The organism is Acinetobacter sp. 10FS3-1 (assembly GCF_013343215.1).
Taxonomy (GTDB): domain Bacteria; phylum Pseudomonadota; class Gammaproteobacteria; order Pseudomonadales; family Moraxellaceae; genus Acinetobacter; species Acinetobacter lwoffii_C.
This window is the reverse complement of record NZ_CP039143.1, coordinates 881,314-900,760: the sequence shown is the minus strand read 5'-3', so window position 1 is coordinate 900,760 and position 19,447 is coordinate 881,314. Positions and strand designations below refer to the sequence as shown.

Here is a 19,447-nt window from a genome sequence, read left to right as displayed (position 1 = left end):
TCTTCCTAACTACGATTGAGATTGAGAGTTTTGAATCCACAATTGTCGACTTTTCAAGGGGCGATCGCCAAGCAAGGCAGTAATCACCTGTCGATAAAGCTTCGTCAGTAATTGTAACTGTTCTGGGCTAAAATCCCTACCACTTTCATAATGCAGCATGGTTAAAATCTGCTGGCCCGACAAATTTGAGCGAGATGGCTTGGCGGTAGGCATAAAGCCATCATTTAACTGAAAATAATAATGCTGCGAGGGATTGATAGGCACCTGATTGGCATCGACTGAAAAGTCCAAAGCGTAGCCCAACTCTTCAAGCAGCACATGCTCGAACTGGCGCAGGATTTGCTTTAAATAACTATGAGGATCAGTCTGGACAGAAAGCTGCTGCAAAGCCACTAGCGTTTTGCCATATTTGGCATAAGTCTGTGGCATTTCCATTTCCAGGGGACACAGCCGCAGCAGAATTTCATTTAGATAAAAACCGGAAAAGAAGGCATCACCAAAAAAGAAAATAGGCTGATTAACAATTTCAAGCTTGATAAAGTTTTTCAGTTCGGATTTTCCTGAAGCCTGCAAACTGATCGGCTGATATTGAGGGGGTGGAGTTTGTCGAAGTATGCCATCCATCCGGCCATATTCCTGCGTAAACAGGTACACAATATGGCTACGTTCGCGATATTTACGATGATGAATCAAATAGCCATGCAGCACTTCATTACGCATAGACTGCTGGCTTAATCACGATCTTTTTTAGATCGTTGTTCATCTTCGTCGTCCCCATCCGGGATGACGGCACCAACGACGGCCGCAGTACCTTTGACCACCCCTTTCGTGGTTTTATAGGCCACTTTTACAGGTACAGTCACGACTTTGTGAATACAGCCCTGCAAGAACAAGACACATACCATGAGGGCTAAAACTTTCATCATGCACTCTACCTGTAAAATTTCAGTGATTAAATATCGCTATAACCAAGGCTCTTCAATGCACGCTCATCGTCAGACCAGCCGCCTTTGACTTTCACCCAAAGCGTCAGCATGATTTTTTGCTCGAACATTTTTTCCATATCCACCCGTGCATCCATACCGATTTTTTTCAGTTTAGATCCTTTTTCACCAATTACGATGGCTTTTTGTCCCGGACGGTCAACAAAAATTGTGGCATCGATATAGGTACAGGCAGGCTTCATACGCCCTGTTTTTTCATTCAGTACCGGCTCTTCGATTTTAAAAGATTCAATCTGAACCGTCAGGTCATACGGCAGTTCTTCACCGAGCTGACGCATGATTTTTTCACGGATAATTTCAGAAGCCAGAAAACGTTCTGAACGGTCTGTCAGTTGATCTAGCGAATAAAGCGGTGGCTGAAATGGCAGGTATTTGGCAATCGTGTCACGTAAATGCTCCAGATTGGCACCACGCAGTGCAGATACTGGTACGATTTCCGCAAAGTTCATCAACTTGGCACGTTCCTGAATCAGCGGTAAGGCCTGATTCTTGTTTTCAAACGTGTCCAGCTTGTTGATGACCAGAATTACCGGCATCTCGGCATTCTTTAATTTTTCCAGCACAAGCTCATCGTTCTGGGTCCATTTCTGTGCATCGACCACAAACAGCACCAGGTTCACATCACGTAGGGCCGAATGTGCAGCACGGTTCATCATTTTATTGATGGCACGAACTTCTTTCTTGTGCATCCCTGGCGTATCCACAAAGACTGCCTGAGATTTTTCACGTGAATCAATTCCCACAATTTTATGACGTGTAGTTTGTGGCTTACGTGAAGTAATGGAAAGTTTCTGACCGAGCAAATGGTTCATCAGGGTAGATTTACCCACGTTTGGCCGGCCAACAATCGCAACAAAACCGCTACGATAATCCGAAGGGATCTCAGTACCTTCTGCACTAAAGAATTGACTAATCAAGTCATTGCTGTCGCTTTGCGACTCGTGATCAGCATCGATGTGATCGGAATGAGTAGTCATTAAGACTTATGCTCCAAAAGTTTTAAAATATCTGCCGCTACAGCCTGTTCGGCAAATCGGCGGCTTGAACCTTCCCCGGTCATGACTGACATTCCCTGAACCTGGCATTCCACCTTGAAATGTTGATTCGGGGCATCACCCTGAATATCGACCACCTCGTAAACCGGGAGAGGTTTTTTACAAGCTTGTAAATATTCCTGCAAGCGTGATTTCGGGTCTTTTAACTGGTCGGTGGGCTCAATATTGTCCAAATATGGTTCATACCATTTTAGCACAACCGCTTCCAGGATATTCAGATCGCCACAATCAACATAGATGGCACCAATAATCGCCTCGACCGTATCTGCAAGTATAGACTCACGATGATGACCGCCAGATTTCAATTCACCCGTACTGAGAATTAAATTCTGGCTAAGTTTTAAATCATTGGCGATTCTACCCAGCGCTTCCTGACGCACCAAGGTCGCACGCATACGCGTGAGGCGTCCTTCATTTTCGTGCGGATAAGCTGTGAACAGATAGTTCGCAATGATCATTCCTAAAAGTGAATCGCCTAGAAATTCTAGGCGCTCATAGTTATGTTTATGACTGACTGAACGATGAGTCAGGGCCAGCTTAAGTAAATCAGCCTGTTTAAACTGATAACCAATTCGTCTGGTCAGACGTTCATCATTTAGTTTTGACTGTGCTTTGATCAAACTCTTTCTCAAACTTCATCACTAAATCGATATTCATTACAAAATTTTTGCGAATTTCATAATTCTTGTGTACCTGCAAGCCATCCGTATTGGTGACTCGGGCAATGTCATCAAACTTCAGATCACGAATATTATTCATCTGTAAGCGCTGATCCATCTGTTGACTGAATTGCGATGGTGCCATATTGGCGGGAGCAGTCTTAAGTAGCTCCTCAACTTGGTTATCAACCATACGGTCATCGAAATACGGCCCCCACACTGCAATTGCCACTTTTGCAAGAAATGCAAAGCCTACAATTGCAACCAAAACTCCAATATAAGAAGCACCCTGTTGATGTTTCATTTTTTATTTTCCTGACTGAAACAATTAATCAATCATTCCGTTTCGATTAAACGATGGCATTTTAAAGCCAGGCTCTTTATGCATCCAGATATAGAATGCTCGACCTGTTAAGTTCTCTTCCGGAACAAATCCCCAAAAACGGCTATCAGCACTCTGATCGCGGTTGTCCCCCATCGCGAAATAGTACCCTTCTGGTACTTTGATTTCCCAATACAATCCATTTTCAGTGGAATACTTGCCATTGTCCACATAGTTAATAAATGGTGCCTGACGTGCAACATTCACGTTTTCAAGTTCACGCATGGTGAACGTATGCTCGCCAATGGTTTCTTTATGATACATCGAATTTGGCGTATCCATACGGTCTTTTTCACGGCTAAATTCTACCGGAACCTTTTCGACTTTTTGACCATTAATAATGAGCTGACCATGATCATAAACAATATGATCGCCCGGCAAACCAATGATACGCTTGATATAACTGATCGTTGGCTGTGGCGGATAGCGGAATACCGCCACATCACCGCGCTCCGGATGGCCGGTATCAATAATCTTGGTGTTTACAATCGGCAGCTTTACCCCATAGTCAAACTTATTGACCAAAATAAAGTCACCCGTTTCCAGGGTCGGTACCATTGAATCTGATGGAATATTGAAAGGCTCATACAAAAACGAACGTAAGATCAGCACCACTGTCAGCACTGGCCAGAAGTCATAAGCCCATGTGATGATAAAATTTTCATTGCCCTTGCCCCGGGTCTGCCGCTGCTTCAGTACAAACTTATCCAGCAACCAGATTGCGACAAAGATTAAGGTCGCAGGAACAAGAATCAAATTAAAATCAAAATCCATGGGCTTTATCCTTATTATTTAGCGTTCGACTTTCAATACAGCTAAGAACGCTTCTTGCGGGATTTCAACACTACCCACCTGTTTCATACGTTTCTTACCTTCTTTTTGTTTCGAAAGCAGTTTCTTCTTACGCGAGACGTCACCACCATAACATTTTGCCAATACGTTTTTACGCATCGCTTTTACGGTTGAACGAGCAATAATTTGTGCGCCAATGGCCGCCTGAATCGCCACATCGAACATCTGACGCGGAATCAGGTCTTTCATTTTTTCAACCAGGGCAATACCACGATGACGGGCATCCTGACGGTGACAAATCATGGCCAGCGCATCAACTTTTTCACCATTGATCAGGACATCCACCTTCACCAGTGATGAGCTTTCAAAACGCACAAAGTTATAGTCCAGCGAAGCAAAGCCGCGTGAACACGACTTCAATTTATCAAAGAAATCCATGACCACTTCAGCCATCGGGATTTCAAAGGTAATGGAAACCTGATTACTCATGAACTTCATGTCTTTTTGTACGCCACGACGCTCCACACACAAAGTCATTACGTTCCCTAGATACTCTTGAGGCACCAGAATATGACACTCAGCAATCGGCTCACGCAGGTCTTCAACGGTTGTACCATCCGGCATTTTTGAAGGACTGTCGATATAGAGGATTTCACCGTTTTTCATCACCGCTTCATAAATGACCGTCGGTGCAGATGAAATCAGGTCCAGATCGTATTCACGCTCTAAACGTTCCTGTACGATCTCCATGTGCAGCATGCCCAAGAAACCACAGCGGAAACCAAAACCCAGTGCATCTGAACTTTCCGGTTCAAAAAACAGTGCCGAGTCATTGATCTGTAGTTTCTGCAAGGCTTCGCGGAATGGTTCAAAGTCACTGGCATCAATCGGGAAAAGCCCCGCATAGACCTGTGGTTTCACCTTTTTAAATCCGGGTAATATTTCAACTTCTGGTGTGGTCGCCAAGGTAATCGTATCCCCGACTGGTGCACCAAAAATGTCTTTAATCCCTGCAATGACGAAGCCAACTTCACCCGCTTCCAAAATGTCGGTTTCAGTATGTTTTGGATTAAAGATACCTACCGACGTAATGATGTGCGTTTGCCCTGTTGATTTCATCAACATCTTGTCGCCTTTACGCACACGACCCTGCTTGATCCGAACCAGAGAGACAACGCCCAGATAGTTATCAAACCATGAGTCAACAATCAGCGCCTGAAGGGGTGCCTCGCGATCACCTGTTGGAGGTGGAATCACATTGACCAGAGTTTCCAGAACACCTTCAATGCCCAGACCCGTTTTCGCTGAACAGGTTGGAGCTTCTGTCGCCTCAATGCCAATAATATCTTCAATTTCCTGAATCACACGTTCAGGTTCAGCCTGCGGCAAGTCAATCTTGTTGAGGACTGGCAGTACTTCAAGACCTTGTTCAATCGCAGTATAGCAGTTGGCTACAGACTGGGCTTCTACTCCTTGTGCGGCATCCACCACCAGAAGTGCCCCTTCACATGCTGCCAGAGAGCGTGAAACTTCATAAGAAAAGTCCACGTGTCCCGGAGTGTCAATAAAGTTCAGCTGATATTCCTGACCATTTGGATGCGTATAGTATAGCGTCACGGAGGTGGCTTTAATGGTAATCCCACGTTCGCGCTCTAGCTCCATTGAATCAAGAACTTGGGCCTGCATCTCACGATCCTGCAAACCACCACAAGTTTGAATAAAACGATCTGCAAGAGTCGATTTACCGTGGTCGATATGCGCAATAATCGAGAAATTACGAATATTTTTAATATCAACAGATTTTTTAGCTTGCGCCATGGGCTACCTTGAGAAAAAACGTGTCATGCAATTAAAAAAGATACTGCACAACAAAAACCGAATAGAAATTGCCGAGGATTATAGCAGAATGATGATACAGAAAAAGGATTATCTTTTCCTGCTTTTAAGTCGCCACTCCGCCTTGCTGATTGTTTACTGTGGCAACTCAAGCATATGTTTTTTCTGTTCAGATCACTTGTGCTTGAATGAGCCAGTAACCCAGATCATTTTTCTTGATAAAAACCCTGCTTTCAGGTCGTAACAAGCCACTTAAAAATGTCTCAGATCTTTATGATTCAGTCCGCTCGGCAGAATAACAAAACCTATCTGGCTTAAAAGCGAATCAGGCAGTTTCTATGCAATAAGATTGAGAAAAATCAAGCGGATTTAGCTCAGCAGAAATAGGCTGATAAGCTTGGGTAAAGCTTGGTGACATACGTTTGGGACGTCCTGTCTCGATTTCTATACAGGCCCATTGTGTACTTCCTGTAAATAGCAGAGTTTGATCCTGAGGACGGTAAAATGCATATTGTCTGAATAAATACAAGGCATTTAGATCATTCAGCCAGGTCCTTAACATAATCTTGTCACCCTCAAAGGCAGCCTTGCGGTATTGCACCTGATGTTGCACAGCGACCATGGCATGTTTAAGTTGTAGGTACTCTTTGAGTCCCAGCCCCAAATGCTCGATATGTGCTGAGGCTACATCCTGCATCCATTGCACATAAACCACATTATTAACATGCCCCAAAGCGTCAATATGCTCGTTTTTTACCTCTAAGACCTGATCAAAAATACCTGACACTTTTCATTTGTCCTTTCATTCAACTGTTCTGGCTTGCCTCAGTCTACAGAAATTTTCACTGGGGTAAATTGCAAAATATAAAAAACCGTCTTCACTTAAAGACGGTTTTTAAATAGAACTTCTCAACTTCAGGAAATACGCATTCCCACTATTGCACGCTGTCCCTGACGGATTAAGGTCACCCGTGCAACTGTGCCTTTTTTCAACTCTGAAACAGCTTCAATAAAGCCATTGGTATCTTGTATCGGTGCATTATTGACCTGGGTAATGACATCATTCGGCATGATCCGGGCTTGAGCTGCAATTCCGCCCGGGCGTATATCCTGAATCACCACCCCTCCTTTAATTTCCAGCCCAGTCAGTTCCGCCGGGGTCAGATTCCGGATGGTGACCCCCAAGATCGGGCCTTTGGAAGGCCGAGCTGGGGTAGCCGTTTTGGCTGGTGTATTGTCTGGAGCGGTGACTAAAGTTGCCGCAATTTGACGGCGTTTATCATCACGCAACACTTCCAGTTGAACGCGTTGTTTTGGGGCAGTACGGTTCAGATAGTTCAGTAGCTCGCTGGTTCTTGAAATAGAGGTTCCATTATATTTTAGAATCACGTCTCCAGGGCGTAGTCCGGCCTGAGCTGCCGGAGAGTTTGGCTCGACCTGGGTCACCAGTGAACCTTCCGGTTTAGACAGCTTATAAGATTCCGCCAGAGTACGGTCAATGTCCTGCAAACTGACTCCCAGATAGGAACGGGTCACTTTTCCGTTTCGTTTTAACTGCTCTGCAACCTCCATGGCCACATCGATCGGGATTGAAAAAGACAGTCCCATATAGCCGCCTGTACCACTAAAGATCCGTGAGTTGACCCCCACCACTTCACCGCGCTGGTTAAATAACGGCCCCCCGGAGTTCCCCGGGTTTAAGGCTACATCGGTCTGAATAAACGGAACTGCCGTTTCTCCCATCATGTTTCGCATTTTGGCGCTGACAATCCCGGCAGAAGCCGAATAATCAAAGCCAAAAGGAGAACCAATGGCAAGCACTGGCTCCCCTACCCGTAAACGGTCTACATCGCCCGTGCTTAATTGGGGAAAGTTAGCGCCCTGTACTTTAAGTAGGGCAACATCTGTCCGCTCATCACTTCCAACAACCGTAGCATCAATTTCACGGCGATCATTTAAAGTAATGGTCACTTTGGACGCATCTTCAACTACGTGATGATTGGTCAGCAAATAGCCATCCTTACTGATAAAGAAGGCACTTCCATAGCCGGTTTTTTCCTGTGGCATCCGTGGCTGTGGAATAATCACCTGATTGCCAAAAAAGCGCCGTAAAATTTCAGGCACTTGTTGCTGCAGGAGCTCTTCTTCGCTCATTTTCTTGACAACATTGACACTCACCACAGCCGGGCTGACCTGCTCGACCAGATTTGAAAAGTCTACAGGGTTAGCAGCCTGTAGCTGGGCAGCACTCAGAGTGACAGTAGCTGCAAATAATCCTTTTTTTAAGTCCAGAATTTTCATATAAATTATTCACTCAAATTGTTGATAAATTTATGTAAATAGGTTTTATCATAAACATCATTGGTTTTAAGTAACAATATGTTCACATATCAGAATACTGCTATCTTGGTTTTTTTACTGCATTAAGTTAAGGCTTTTATTAGTTTTTTGATCAATAAATCTGTATTTAAAAGCTTGCCTTTTATGCAAAAAAGCGCTGTCATTACCAGACTTCTTTTAAATTAGCTGATGGACATGTCTAATTTACATCTCACCCATCATTTTGACGTGATTATTGTAGGCAGTGGCGGCGCCGGCTTAAGTTTAGCACTATCGTTGCCAGAACATTTTAATATTGCAGTACTGGCAAAATCCAGTCTTACGGATGCCAGTACCTTCTATGCCCAGGGCGGCGTAGCTGCCGTACTGGATGAAACTGATTCAATTCAACAGCATATTGATGACACCATGATTGCAGGAGTCCATTTGTGTGAAATGGACGCGGTTAAACATACCGTCGAAGGCGGCAAGCCTTCTGTCGATTTCCTGCTTAAGCATGGGGTGCAATTTACACTGGATGAACAGGAGCAGCTGCATTTGACCCGTGAAGGCGGCCACTCCCAACGCCGTATCATTCATGCAGCGGATGCCACCGGACGCGCAATTTCCACCACATTGGTACAGCGCGCCCAGGAAAAAGACAATATTACGATTTTTGAAAACTATATTGCCATTGATCTGATCTGCTCACAGAAACTTGGTCTTGCAGATCAGGCCAACCGTGCGCTCGGCTTATATGCACTGGATGAAAAAACGGAAAAAGTACATACCTTTTTAGCACCTTTTACTGCCCTCGCCTGTGGCGGTGCGATGAAGGCTTATCTTTATACCTCAAATCCGGATATTGCAACCGGTGATGGGATTGCCATGGCTTACCGGGCAGGTTGCCGTGTGGCCAATATGGAATTTAACCAGTTCCACCCCACCTGTTTATATCATCCCCAGGCACGCTCCTTATTAATTACTGAAGCCATGCGTGGTGAAGGCGCCTATTTACGTTTACCGGACGGTGAGCGTTTTATGCTGCGCTTTGACGAGCGGGCTGAACTGGCGCCCCGAGATATTGTAGCGCGTGCGATTGACTATGAAATTAAACGTCTCGGGATTCGTCATGTCTGGCTCGACATTACTCATAAAGATGCAGATTTTGTCAAAACTCACTTTCCGACACTGTATACACGCCTGCTCGAACTTGGCATTGATATTACCCAGGGTATGATCCCGGTTGTTCCAGCTGCGCACTATACCTGCGGGGGCGTTGTGGTCGATGAAAACAGCCAAACCGATATTCAGGGACTTTATGCAATTGGAGAAACCTCTTATACCGGCTTACATGGTGCTAACCGAATGGCCAGTAACTCACTTTTAGAATGCTTTGTATATGGCATCAGTGCTGCCCGACATATTGAAACGCATTTTGAGGGATCTTATCAGTCCCCTTCGGTGCCCGCTTGGGATGATTCACAAGTCACCAACCCGGATGAAGATGTGGTCATTTTGCAGAACTGGGACGAATTACGTCAAACCATGTGGAACTATGTCGGTATTGTCCGTACGACCAAACGTCTGCAACGTGCGCTACACCGCATTGAGATGCTCAAAAAAGAAATCGCAGAATATTATCAGGACTATCAGGTCAGTAAAAACCTGATTGAACTGCGTAATCTGGTTCTGGTTTCAGAAATGATTGTACGTTGTGCCATTGAGCGTAAAGAATCGCGGGGCTTGCACTTTACTCTGGATTATCCGCAGCTTTTACCAGAACTACGCAAGACGGTGCTGATTCCACCGAGCTTTAAAGTAGAGCAGGTGCTGGTCAATACCGCAGAAGCTTAAAGAGGATTTAAGCTTGTATAAAAAAAACCGGAAACAAGTTCCGGTTTTTTTATAGCTGCTTATGCTTGCACTGCAGAAGCCGGCTGGGGCGGCACAGAATAGGTTCCGGTTACATGCGCGACCGGCTGTTCCTGATCAACTGAATAGATCCAGACCTCGCCCACGATCAGTACCCGGCCGACTTTCATTAACTTACACTCTGCCCGCAAGTTCACGCCACCCGAAGGTTTACGTAAAAAATTAATATTCATATTGGTGGTGACCGCTAAACCGACCAGACCGATCTCTCCCAAGATTGCGACATATAAGGCAAAATCCGCCAGCGTCATCATTGTGGGTCCAGAAACGGTTCCCCCTGGACGCAATTCCTGCTCGCCAACCCGATACAGCATCGTGGCACCGCAAGGAACAACGGCTTCAATCTCACATTTTTCCAGACTCTGAGGAAACTCCTGCTCCAGAAACTGAATAATTTCTTCTCGTGTACTTTTCATCATATTTAATCTTCCTGATTTCCTACACTATAGAAGATTTTGCTGGTAAAAATCGAGGGAAAAACCAGATCAAAAGTATAATTGAAAATTACTTATTTCAGATACTGAAAGGCCTGATCAAATACTTGATCAGGCAGCAAAGTAGCATCGAGACGTTTGATCCGGTCCGGATAACGCTGCCATAAGGTCGCATAACCTGTTCTGACTTTTTCAAAGAAAGTCATTTTTTCTTGTTCAAAGCGATCCAATGCTCCGCGCTCGCGGGCACGCGTCATCCCCAGTTCAATCGGAGCATCCAGCCAGAACGTCAAATCTGGCATGTGTGCCACAAAGCTTTTATTCAGCAAATTCAGCTTATCTTCACTCACGCCACGTCCCGCACACTGATAGGCAAAACTGGCATCAGTAAAACGATCACATAGAACGGTTTTACCGGCAGACAAGGCAGGCAGAATGACCTGTGCCAAATGCTGGGCACGGGCTGCATACATCAGCAACAATTCGGTATCATGACACATGGCCTCATCATGACTAACACTGAGCAATAAAGCCCGGATTTGCTCTGCCATGGGCGTACCCCCCGGCTCACGGGTCAGAATGACTTCTTTGCCTTGTGCCATCAGATCAGCATAAATTCGATGAATGAGCGTCGTTTTGCCTACCCCTTCTGTGCCTTCAAAGCTAATAAACATACTCATTCCTTATTTTTCGAGCGTAAAACGGTAAGGTATTCCTGCACAGCTTGGTTATGCTCTTGCAGATTGCTACTGAATTTGTGTCCGCCATTGCCTGTAGCAACAAAATAAATATTTTGTGAGTTATCCGGATGCATGGCAGCCTCAATGGCTTTCTTACTTGGCAATGCAATCGGCGTTGGCGGTAAACCTGCCATGGTATAAGTATTATAAGGCGTTGGGGTACGCAGATCTTTGCGGGTAATATTGCCAGTATAGGCATCGCCCATACCATAAATAACCGTCGGGTCGGTTTGCAGACGCATGCCCATGTTCAAACGGCGTACAAACACACCAGAAACCTGTTGCAGCTCACTATCAACACTGGTTTCTTTTTCAATAATCGATGCCATAATCAGCGCTTCATATTTATTCTGATACGGTAGACCTGATGCGCGTTGCTCCCAGGCTTGATCCAGTGTCTTGATCTGTCGCTGATAAAGATTGGTCAAAATTTTGCGGTCAGTTTCACCTTTGGCAAAGAAATAGGTATTTGGCGCAAATAGCCCTTCAGGATGCGAAAAGGGAATATCAAGTTCCTTGAGCAGCTGTTCAGTAGGCAGGTACACCACTTCCTTGGTGACTAGCTCATCTTGCTTTAAAGCATCAATTAACTGTTTGAAGGTGGTGCCTTCAATCACCAGAATACGGTTCATCTGGGCATTTTCAGCATTGGAAATCATCTCCATCACTTCACGCATACTCATGCCTTGACGGATTTCATAAACCCCGGCCTTCATGGTGTCATGAATCATAATGCGCTGATAAAGCTTTAAAACAAGCGGAAAGCTGAGCTGTCCCTCTTTTGCCAGACGGTCAATAAAACCCGAATAGGTCTCACCTGAACCAATCGCCAATAGCTGTTTTTGCCCCTCGACCGGATAGGCTTTCCATAGGCTGCTTTTCAGGATCAGGCCGAGAACCAGCATGATTCCGATCAGCACTAAGGCGATCCCCTTTAGAAAACCTGTCGAGTTGGTTTTATTTGTCTTTTTACTGCTGGACTTGGAAGCTGACATATTAATACGACATCTGATTCAATCGAAGACGGTTAAAAAGTTCAATACAAGCATCTACATTTAAAGCGCGTTGCTCAAATTGAGTGGCAATTTTCATTGGGCTAAGTGCATTACAAAAAAACAGACTGTCAATATGTGGAATTTCATCTATTTCCACATCACGTTGCTGACAGACGATTTGCTGCTCTTGCATCCGTTGCATAATTTCTGCACGCATAACACCGAAGACGCCATTATAACGAAGTTTCGGTGTGACCCATTGATTGTTTATACGAATGAAGCAATTACTGCTCACCCCTTCAACAATTGCCCCCTGTACATTGGTCACCAAAGCTTCAGGCCAAGCGCGCAAATCTGCTTCCTGCTTGAGTAAGACCTGTTCCAGCCGGTTCAGGGTTTTTAGTCCGACCAGATTCGGCATACTCAGGCCTATAGCCTGCTGTAGCACGCCGCTCTGAATCTGCTCATAACTAAAGTCTGATACGGCTTGCGGATAATAAAACATCCACAGGTCCGCAGGATGGTCTGGCAAGCTATAACCTCGCTGACCAATACCACGACTAAGTACGATTTTTAATGTGCCATTCAGTGCAGTTTCTGATTCAAGCAAGACCGCCAGGCTTTTTGTAATCAGCCCCAGATCAACGTCTAAGCTTAGTTTTTGCTGGCTCATTCTTAATCGCGCCAGATGACGTTCAGCTAACTCAATGCGATTGTGCCGGATGCGGGCTGTGGTAAAACAGCCATCTCCATAATGAAAAGCACGATCTAACAAATCTATATTATTGACAATTTGAGCATTTCTTAAACATAGCATCCTTAGATCGCCTCTTAAGCCTTAAAGTGAGGTAGTGAAATTATAAGCCTAGTCCCGATATCTCTGTTACCCAGCTTACATTGGTTTTTCATTATTTTTTATACAAAAATATCACGTCATTTCCGCCTCATCTAACCAAAACCAAAGGACCCGAGGTCGGCATACATCTTCAGTAATTAACAAGCCCAAGGAACTGGCAGCACTCCTGTCAGTCAGGACAGGAAATATACCTGCAAAAGTTTGCCTGAATATTTTTGATGAACCAACTTGCAAATTGTACGACAACTTGAATCCAGAATTGAGTCCATGCTGGAAAAAACTACCGATCCAATGATTCATCTTAACCATCGGATACTGGTTCTGATCAAGCATTGCTCTTCGCAATATAAAGGTATCGAAGTAAGACAGTCCTGCACTCAAGTCATTAAAAGCGCCCATCCTTCAGAAAAAATAATGCCTGAACTCAGGGACAAAAATAGCAGTTATCCCCCTATCGGGACTTGGATGAGAGAGTCACAAGCAATCACGTAAAAGCCTGACTCATCTGGTCACTCAGTCAGGCTTTTTTTATAAGCGTAGACTCATGACCACAACTTAAGTGCTTATTATCTCTTTTTTTCATATTGAATTCATTTTTAGTTATTTTTTATGCATAGCTAATAGGATTATGCTGCGCTTAAGTTACAAAACATAGAAAAGAGCGGGGATGCAGATGAGCATTGTACAGACATTAAAACTTGGGGTTTTAGCTATAGCGATTTCGGCAAGCTCTTTTAGTGTGATAGCACAGGATTTTCTTAACGTTTCTTATGACCCAACCCGGGAACTGTATGAAGAGATCAATAAAAATTTCAGCAAATACTGGGAAAGCCATACCGGTCAGAAAATTAATTTTAAACAGTCGCATGGCGGTTCAGGCAAACAGTCACGTGCTGTGCTGGATGGCTTAGAGGCAGATGTTGTTACTCTCGCACTGGCAGCCGATATTGATGTGCTGGCAAAGAAAGCCCAGCTGCTACCCACAGACTGGCAGAAAAAATTACCGCACAACTCAACCCCATATACCTCGACAATTGTCTTTCTGGTTCGTAAAGCCAATCCCAAAGGGATTCAGGATTGGGATGATCTGGTTAAACCCGGCGTGGCCATTATTACGCCAAACCCAAAAACTTCCGGCGGCGCACGCTGGAACTATCTTGCTGCCTGGGCTTGGGCCAAACACCAGAAAGGTGGCAATGATGCCAAAGCCCGCGATTTTGTGCGTCAAATATATAAGCAGACCAAAGTTCTGGATTCAGGTGCACGTGGTGCAACCACGACTTTTGCTGAACGCGGTATCGGAGATGTCTTGCTGACTTGGGAAAATGAAGCACATTTGGCCTTGCGTGAACAGCCCGGCAAGTTTGAAATTGTGACGCCCTCTCTTTCTATTCTGGCTGAACCACCGGTTGCTATTGTCGAGAAAAATGCCCAGGCAAAAGGCAATAGCTACCTGGCCAAAGGTTATTTGAATTTCCTCTATTCCCCATTAGGTCAGGAAGTTGCAGCAAAAAACTATTACCGTCCGCGCAATAAAGCAGTACTTAAAAAATACCAGCAGACTTTTAAGCCACTAAAACTGGTGACGATTGAGCAGGAATTTGGCGGCTGGACTAAGGTACAACAAACCCATTTTGAAAATGGCGGAATTTTCGACCAGATCGTCAAAGCCAATCAAGCGAAATAACAACTCATTACTTTTAAGGAGCATCGATATGACACATACGCTTATTGTTCCAGGTGTGGGTGGAAGTGAATACTGCCACTGGCAGACATGGTTACAACATCGTCTGATGCGCTGCTCCCGGGTACAGCAAAAAAACTGGCATCATCCTGTCCTGAATGAATGGGTGGCCGAGTGTGTCAAAACCCTTCAAGCCATTCCAGATGATGTGCAGATTGTAGCGCATAGTTTTGGCTGTCTGACCAGTCTGGCGGCCCTTGCCCGGTATCCGGAACTGAAGGCCAAAATCAAAAATCTGGTGCTGGTTGCACCTGCCAATCCGGCACGTTTTGGTGAAAATGGGTTTGCAGATGATAGCCTGACGGATTACCGCGCCTATTTTCAGCAACTCAAGATTCAGGTACCGACTCGCTTATTGATCAGTGAAAATGATCCCTGGCTAAATTTTGCAGATGCCCTGCAACTTGCCAAAGCCTGGAACATCAAACCAATTAATTTAGGTCAGGTCGGTCATGTCAATGTCTCTTCCGGTTTTGGGCCTTTTCCTGAAATTGAACAATACTTAATTTCAGAAAAGACTATGCCACATATCAGTAAAGCTGATGACTGCAAGTATTTATTTAAATTTGCATTTTAGATGCTGCTAACTATGCTTGTGCCAAATTTGTTTTCTAATTTTCGCTGGTCAGCTTCCACCAGCATTCTCTCTTTTGAGGAGTAATCATGTCGCAGCGATCCCGAGTGCTGCCAGGATTTGGTCTTTCTCTAGGCTTTACCCTAGCGTATTTATCATTAATCGTTCTGATTCCGCTTTCTGCCGTTTTTATTAAATCACTGGGCATTGGCTGGGATGGCTTATGGGAAATCCTGAGCTCTGAACGTATTTTAAAATCATTACAGCTAAGCTTTAGTGCCGCCATTATTGCAGCACTGGTCAATGTGGTTTTCGGCCTGTTACTGGCATGGTGTCTGGTACGTTACAGCTTCCCGGGTAAACGCATTATAGATGCTCTGGTCGATTTACCTTTTGCCCTGCCAACTGCAGTGGCGGGTATTGCCCTAACTTCTTTGTATGCACCGACCGGCTGGATTGGCCAGTACCTTGAGCCACTTGGAATTCAGGTGGCCTATACACCAATTGGTATTACCCTGGCTTTAATCTTTATCGGTTTGCCTTTTGTGGTGCGTACGGTTCAGCCGGTTCTGAGCGATCTGGAAACCGAGCTGGAAGAAGCAGCATCTGCGCTGGGTGCCAACCGTTTGCAGATTGTTACTAAAATCATCTTCCCGATTTTATTGCCAGCGTTAATTACCGGTTTTGCCTTAGCATTTGCTCGCGGTGTCGGGGAATATGGTTCGGTCATTTTTATTGCGGGTAACCAGCCTTTTGAAACGGAAATTGCGCCCTTAATGATCATCTCCCGTCTGGAAGAATATGATTATGCCGGTGCCACCACCATTGCGGTGGTCATGCTGGTATTGTCTTTTGTAATCTTGTTCCTGATTAACTTAGTCCAAGCCTGGGCCAGCCGTCGTACCGGGAGAACTGCGCGATGAGTTTAAATACCAACAGCAATGCGCTGGCTGAAAAACTACAATCACGCGATGCGACTCGAGAGCCGACCTGGGTGCGCTATACCCTGATCACGATTGCCATGATTTTCTTCCTGAGCTGCCTGATTTTGCCTCTGGTTTTAGTCTTTGTAGAAGCATTTAAACAAGGGGTCGGGGTGTATGCCCAAGCTCTGGTACATCCAGATACCTTGTCTGCCGTGAAGCTGACCTTACTGACTGCCGCAATTGCAGTACCTATGAATGTGGTTTTTGGTGTAGCGGCAGCCTGGACTGTGGCGAAATTTAACTTCCGTGGCAAATCGATATTAACCACCATCATTGACATGCCGTTCTCTGTATCGCCGGTGATTGCAGGTTTAATGCTGGTCCTAATTTTTGGCAGTCAAGGCTGGTTCGGCGGCTGGTTGATGGATCATGACATTAAAGTTTTATATGCCGTACCTGCTATTGTCTTGGCCACAATCTTTATTACTGTACCTTTTGTCGCACGTGAACTGATTCCGCTAATGGAAGCACAAGGGACTGAAGAAGAAGAAGCAGCGATTGTACTCGGTGCATCGGGCTGGCAGACTTTCTGGAAAGTCACCCTGCCTAATATCAAATGGGGGCTGATCTACGGCGTGATTCTGTGTAATGCCCGTGCAATGGGTGAGTTTGGTGCCGTATCGGTCGTCTCCGGTCATATTCGCGGTGAAACCAATACCTTGCCGCTGCATGTCGAAATTCTCTATAACGAATATACCTTTAGTGCTGCGTTTGCTGTGTCCTCACTGCTGGCTTTCCTCGCGATTATCACCCTGATTTTAAAAACCTGGGTGGAACTGCGTCAGGAACGACAAAGCAAACGTAATGAAGATTCAACAGTTTCTTAAGGAATGCCCACATGAGTATTCAAGTTAAAAATATTGAAAAACACTTTGGTGCATTTCATGCACTGAAAAATATCTCCCTCGATTTTCCAGATGGTCAGCTCGTTGCACTCCTGGGTCCATCGGGCTGTGGTAAAACCACCCTGCTGCGGATTATTGCCGGTCTGGAATCGGCCGATGGCGGTCAGGTTATTTTAGAAGGCCAGGATGCAACCCGGGTACATGTGCGTGAACGTGAAGTGGGCTTTGTATTTCAACACTATGCCCTATTCCGCCATATGACGGTTTTTGACAACGTCGCTTTCGGTCTGCGTGTACGTCCACGTTCCACTCGCCCTTCCGAAGCAGAAATTAAAAAACGTGTGACACGTTTACTGGATCTGGTTCAGTTAGGTTTTCTGGCTGACCGTTATCCGGCACAGCTCTCTGGCGGCCAACGTCAACGTATTGCTTTGGCACGTGCTTTAGCGGTTGAGCCACGTGTCCTGTTACTGGATGAACCCTTTGGTGCGCTGGATGCCAAAGTGCGTAAAGAACTGCGCCGCTGGCTACGCACCCTGCATGATGAACTGCATATCACCTCTATTTTCGTGACTCATGACCAAGAAGAAGCGCTTGAGGTAGCAGACCAAATTATTGTAATGAACAAAGGTAATGTCGAGCAAATTGGTTCACCGCGTGAAGTCTATGAAACTCCAGCCACACCTTTTGTATTTGACTTTCTGGGACAGGCCAACCGCTTTGAAGGACAAAATCATGGCGGTATTTTACAACTGGGTGAGGACCGCATCCAGTTTGATGCCGCCAAACAGTCAGCCCAAGGCAATGTCATTGTTTTTGCACGTCCCGATGAACTGCGTATACATGCGCAGCCGCAGGACAATGCCATTCAGGCGACCTTCTTGCGTGAGGTCTGGATTGCTGGCAAAGTAATTGCTGAGCTCACTGATCGTCAAGACAACCTGATTGAAATTTCTTTGACCCCAGAAGAAGCCAGAGCACATCAGTTCAGCCCGAATCAGACCGTTTGGTTAAGTGCATTAAACCTGCATTTGTTTGAAAATCAGGTCGCTTAAGACCAAAGGTGGGGCGATAATATGCCCCATCCTCTTATAGAGTATATCATCATGAATTTCCAACAATTAAGAATTATCCGGGAAACGGTTAGACAGAAATTTAATTTAACTGAAGCTTCAGCAGCACTTTATACTTCACAATCTGGAGTAAGCAAACACATTAAAGATCTGGAAGATGAGCTGGGGGTACAGCTTTTTATTCGCAAAGGCAAACGCTTACTTGGTCTGACTGAACCGGGTCAGGCTCTATTGGGCATTGTCGAACGTATGCTAGTCGATGCGGATAATATCAAACGTCTGGCGGATGACTTTAACAAAGTCGATGAAGGCACCCTGACGATTGCCACGACCCATACGCAGGCACGTTATATTTTGCCGCCCATCGTAAACCAGTTTAAAAAAGAGTTTCCTAAAGTCCATCTGATTTTACAGCAGGCCAGTCCAGTCGAAATTACTGAAATGCTGCTGCAAGGTGAGGCTGACATCGGAATTGCCACCGAAGCGCTTACAACTGAAGATAATCTGGTGAGCGTTCCTTACTATACTTGGCAGCACAGCATTATTACCCCGCAAAATCACCCATTAACAGCTATAGAGCATATTCAGATTGAGGACTTAGCCAGCTACCCGATTATTACCTATCATGGTGGTTTTACTGGCCGTTCTAAAATTGACAAAGCGTTTGAAGATGCAGGTGTTGATGTCAATATTGTAATGTCTGCACTTGATGCCGACGTGATCAAGACCTATGTGGAGCTGAATATGGGCGTGGGAATCGTCAATGATGTGGCTTATGATTCAGAACGGGATTATCGCCTAAAACAGATTAAAACTGAGATTTTTGGCTTAAATACCACCTGGATCGCAGTTCGTAAAGGTCATCTGTTGCGGGGATATGGTTATGAGTTTATTTCACTCTGCTCGCCCGATGCTGATATTAAAGCCTTAAAGAGAGTCGCTTATCCGGATGAATAGAAACTAAAAAATTGAGAGGCGCTATGGCCTCTTTTTTAATGAGTGCCTGTTGATCTTCTGTCTATACGACAGATTCAAGGCACAAGTACAATCAAGAAAACAGCGCTATCCCTTCCTCTATTTTCGTTTATCGTTCTTTAAATCCACTCAAGTGGCCTAAAAATAAGTTTCTGTACTTGCGGGCGGATTCATCTTTACTATTTCAAGCAGAATAAATTCTGTCTTTTTTTCTTGAAAAGTTGCAGATATGAGGACTTTGAA

At 45.1% G+C, this 19,447-nt stretch carries 20 protein-coding genes; 7 read left to right on the top strand and 13 right to left on the bottom strand.

The window, feature by feature from the left end; genetic code table 11:
• Positions 1 to 9: 9 nt before the first annotated feature.
• The 9 genes from recO to E5Y90_RS04175 all read right to left on the bottom strand — a co-directional run bounded on the left by recO (position 10) and on the right by E5Y90_RS04175 (position 8,029).
• Complete coding sequence (gene recO / locus E5Y90_RS04215; RefSeq protein WP_174659499.1) at positions 10 to 720, bottom strand: DNA repair protein RecO; 711 nt, start codon at positions 718 to 720, stop codon at positions 10 to 12.
• Positions 721 to 731: 11 nt separating this feature from the next.
• On the bottom strand, positions 732 to 926 hold the full coding sequence (locus tag E5Y90_RS04210) for an NF038104 family lipoprotein (protein WP_151206446.1): 195 nt from the start codon (positions 924 to 926) through the stop codon (positions 732 to 734).
• Between the two features lie 26 nt (positions 927 to 952).
• Positions 953 to 1,981 (bottom strand): GTPase Era, encoded by a 1,029-nt coding sequence (gene era, locus E5Y90_RS04205; protein ID WP_151203011.1) that lies wholly within the window; start codon positions 1,979 to 1,981, stop codon positions 953 to 955.
• Positions 1,981 to 2,679, bottom strand: a complete 699-nt coding sequence (rnc, locus tag E5Y90_RS04200) for a ribonuclease III (protein WP_174659498.1) — start codon at positions 2,677 to 2,679, stop codon at positions 1,981 to 1,983. The genes era and rnc overlap by 1 nt, the downstream gene beginning before the upstream one ends.
• On the bottom strand, positions 2,651 to 3,022 hold the full coding sequence (locus E5Y90_RS04195; protein ID WP_174659497.1) for a DUF4845 domain-containing protein: 372 nt from the start codon (positions 3,020 to 3,022) through the stop codon (positions 2,651 to 2,653). The genes rnc and E5Y90_RS04195 overlap by 29 nt, the downstream gene beginning before the upstream one ends.
• A gap of 24 nt (positions 3,023 to 3,046) precedes the next feature.
• On the bottom strand, positions 3,047 to 3,874 hold the full coding sequence (lepB, locus tag E5Y90_RS04190; RefSeq protein WP_174659496.1) for a signal peptidase I: 828 nt from the start codon (positions 3,872 to 3,874) through the stop codon (positions 3,047 to 3,049).
• An 18-nt stretch (positions 3,875 to 3,892) separates the two neighbouring features.
• A complete protein-coding gene (lepA, locus tag E5Y90_RS04185) occupies positions 3,893 to 5,710 on the bottom strand; it encodes a translation elongation factor 4 (RefSeq protein ID WP_151203015.1) in 1,818 nt (605 codons plus the stop codon).
• 343 nt (positions 5,711 to 6,053) lie between these two features.
• Positions 6,054 to 6,515, bottom strand: coding sequence for an acyl-CoA thioesterase (locus tag E5Y90_RS04180; protein ID WP_174659495.1), 462 nt, complete (start codon positions 6,513 to 6,515; stop codon positions 6,054 to 6,056).
• A gap of 128 nt (positions 6,516 to 6,643) precedes the next feature.
• Positions 6,644 to 8,029, bottom strand: coding sequence for a Do family serine endopeptidase (locus E5Y90_RS04175; RefSeq protein ID WP_151203017.1), 1,386 nt, complete (start codon positions 8,027 to 8,029; stop codon positions 6,644 to 6,646).
• 228 nt (positions 8,030 to 8,257) lie between these two features.
• Between E5Y90_RS04175 and nadB the strand changes: the two genes are divergently transcribed.
• Positions 8,258 to 9,904, top strand: coding sequence for an L-aspartate oxidase (gene nadB, locus E5Y90_RS04170; RefSeq protein ID WP_174659494.1), 1,647 nt, complete (start codon positions 8,258 to 8,260; stop codon positions 9,902 to 9,904).
• A 59-nt stretch (positions 9,905 to 9,963) separates the two neighbouring features.
• On the opposite strand, the gene E5Y90_RS04165 is transcribed toward nadB, so the two are convergent.
• The 4 genes from E5Y90_RS04165 to pabC form a co-directional block, all read right to left on the bottom strand.
• The gene (locus E5Y90_RS04165) at positions 9,964 to 10,398 is read right to left on the bottom strand and encodes a PaaI family thioesterase (protein WP_162850564.1); all 435 of its coding nucleotides are present in this window, start codon (positions 10,396 to 10,398) and stop codon (positions 9,964 to 9,966) included.
• A 92-nt stretch (positions 10,399 to 10,490) separates the two neighbouring features.
• Complete coding sequence (tmk, locus tag E5Y90_RS04160; RefSeq protein WP_174659493.1) at positions 10,491 to 11,090, bottom strand: dTMP kinase; 600 nt, start codon at positions 11,088 to 11,090, stop codon at positions 10,491 to 10,493.
• Positions 11,091 to 11,092: 2 nt separating this feature from the next.
• On the bottom strand, positions 11,093 to 12,061 hold the full coding sequence (gene mltG / locus E5Y90_RS04155) for an endolytic transglycosylase MltG (RefSeq protein ID WP_416377166.1): 969 nt from the start codon (positions 12,059 to 12,061) through the stop codon (positions 11,093 to 11,095).
• Between the two features lie 91 nt (positions 12,062 to 12,152).
• Complete coding sequence (gene pabC, locus E5Y90_RS04150; RefSeq protein WP_174659491.1) at positions 12,153 to 12,968, bottom strand: aminodeoxychorismate lyase; 816 nt, start codon at positions 12,966 to 12,968, stop codon at positions 12,153 to 12,155.
• 712 nt (positions 12,969 to 13,680) lie between these two features.
• Between pabC and E5Y90_RS04145 the strand changes: the two genes are divergently transcribed.
• From E5Y90_RS04145 to E5Y90_RS04120, 6 genes are all read left to right on the top strand, one after another.
• Entirely contained in the window at positions 13,681 to 14,694 is a 1,014-nt protein-coding gene (locus tag E5Y90_RS04145; RefSeq protein ID WP_373688386.1) for a sulfate ABC transporter substrate-binding protein, read from the top strand.
• Positions 14,695 to 14,722: 28 nt separating this feature from the next.
• A complete protein-coding gene (locus E5Y90_RS04140; RefSeq protein ID WP_174659489.1) occupies positions 14,723 to 15,328 on the top strand; it encodes an alpha/beta hydrolase in 606 nt (201 codons plus the stop codon).
• An 86-nt stretch (positions 15,329 to 15,414) separates the two neighbouring features.
• Entirely contained in the window at positions 15,415 to 16,248 is an 834-nt protein-coding gene (gene cysT, locus E5Y90_RS04135) for a sulfate ABC transporter permease subunit CysT (RefSeq protein WP_151203025.1), read from the top strand.
• Entirely contained in the window at positions 16,245 to 17,138 is an 894-nt protein-coding gene (cysW, locus tag E5Y90_RS04130; RefSeq protein WP_151206460.1) for a sulfate ABC transporter permease subunit CysW, read from the top strand. Before cysT ends, cysW begins: the two co-directional genes overlap by 4 nt.
• 11 nt (positions 17,139 to 17,149) lie before the next feature.
• Positions 17,150 to 18,211 (top strand): sulfate/molybdate ABC transporter ATP-binding protein, encoded by a 1,062-nt coding sequence (locus E5Y90_RS04125; RefSeq protein ID WP_174659488.1) that lies wholly within the window; start codon positions 17,150 to 17,152, stop codon positions 18,209 to 18,211.
• Between the two features lie 51 nt (positions 18,212 to 18,262).
• Positions 18,263 to 19,186: a CysB family HTH-type transcriptional regulator gene (locus E5Y90_RS04120; protein WP_151203028.1), complete on the top strand. Its 924-nt coding sequence runs from the start codon at positions 18,263 to 18,265 to the stop codon at positions 19,184 to 19,186.
• Positions 19,187 to 19,447: the final 261 nt, after the last annotated feature.

What these genes read in the sequence shown, in the direction of transcription:
- E5Y90_RS04165 (WP_162850564.1), bottom strand. Translation starts at nt 10,398, where the DNA reads ATGAAAAGTACACGAGAAGAAATTATTCAGTTTCTGGAGCAGGAGTTT.
- E5Y90_RS04120 (WP_151203028.1), top strand. Translation starts at nt 18,263, where the DNA reads ATGAATTTCCAACAATTAAGAATTATCCGGGAAACGGTTAGACAGAAA.
- lepA (WP_151203015.1), bottom strand. Translation starts at nt 5,710, where the DNA reads ATGGCGCAAGCTAAAAAATCTGTTGATATTAAAAATATTCGTAATTTC.
- E5Y90_RS04125 (WP_174659488.1), top strand. Translation starts at nt 17,150, where the DNA reads ATGAGTATTCAAGTTAAAAATATTGAAAAACACTTTGGTGCATTTCAT.
- E5Y90_RS04210 (WP_151206446.1), bottom strand. Translation starts at nt 926, where the DNA reads ATGATGAAAGTTTTAGCCCTCATGGTATGTGTCTTGTTCTTGCAGGGC.
- pabC (WP_174659491.1), bottom strand. Translation starts at nt 12,968, where the DNA reads ATGCTATGTTTAAGAAATGCTCAAATTGTCAATAATATAGATTTGTTA.
- tmk (WP_174659493.1), bottom strand. Translation starts at nt 11,090, where the DNA reads ATGTTTATTAGCTTTGAAGGCACAGAAGGGGTAGGCAAAACGACGCTC.
- lepB (WP_174659496.1), bottom strand. Translation starts at nt 3,874, where the DNA reads ATGGATTTTGATTTTAATTTGATTCTTGTTCCTGCGACCTTAATCTTT.
- cysW (WP_151206460.1), top strand. Translation starts at nt 16,245, where the DNA reads ATGAGTTTAAATACCAACAGCAATGCGCTGGCTGAAAAACTACAATCA.
- nadB (WP_174659494.1), top strand. Translation starts at nt 8,258, where the DNA reads ATGGACATGTCTAATTTACATCTCACCCATCATTTTGACGTGATTATT.
- E5Y90_RS04175 (WP_151203017.1), bottom strand. Translation starts at nt 8,029, where the DNA reads ATGAAAATTCTGGACTTAAAAAAAGGATTATTTGCAGCTACTGTCACT.
- cysT (WP_151203025.1), top strand. Translation starts at nt 15,415, where the DNA reads ATGTCGCAGCGATCCCGAGTGCTGCCAGGATTTGGTCTTTCTCTAGGC.
- E5Y90_RS04195 (WP_174659497.1), bottom strand. Translation starts at nt 3,022, where the DNA reads ATGAAACATCAACAGGGTGCTTCTTATATTGGAGTTTTGGTTGCAATT.
- era (WP_151203011.1), bottom strand. Translation starts at nt 1,981, where the DNA reads ATGACTACTCATTCCGATCACATCGATGCTGATCACGAGTCGCAAAGC.
- mltG (WP_416377166.1), bottom strand. Translation starts at nt 12,061, where the DNA reads ATGCTGGTTCTCGGCCTGATCCTGAAAAGCAGCCTATGGAAAGCCTAT.
- E5Y90_RS04145 (WP_373688386.1), top strand. Translation starts at nt 13,681, where the DNA reads ATGAGCATTGTACAGACATTAAAACTTGGGGTTTTAGCTATAGCGATT.
- recO (WP_174659499.1), bottom strand. Translation starts at nt 720, where the DNA reads ATGCGTAATGAAGTGCTGCATGGCTATTTGATTCATCATCGTAAATAT.
- E5Y90_RS04140 (WP_174659489.1), top strand. Translation starts at nt 14,723, where the DNA reads ATGACACATACGCTTATTGTTCCAGGTGTGGGTGGAAGTGAATACTGC.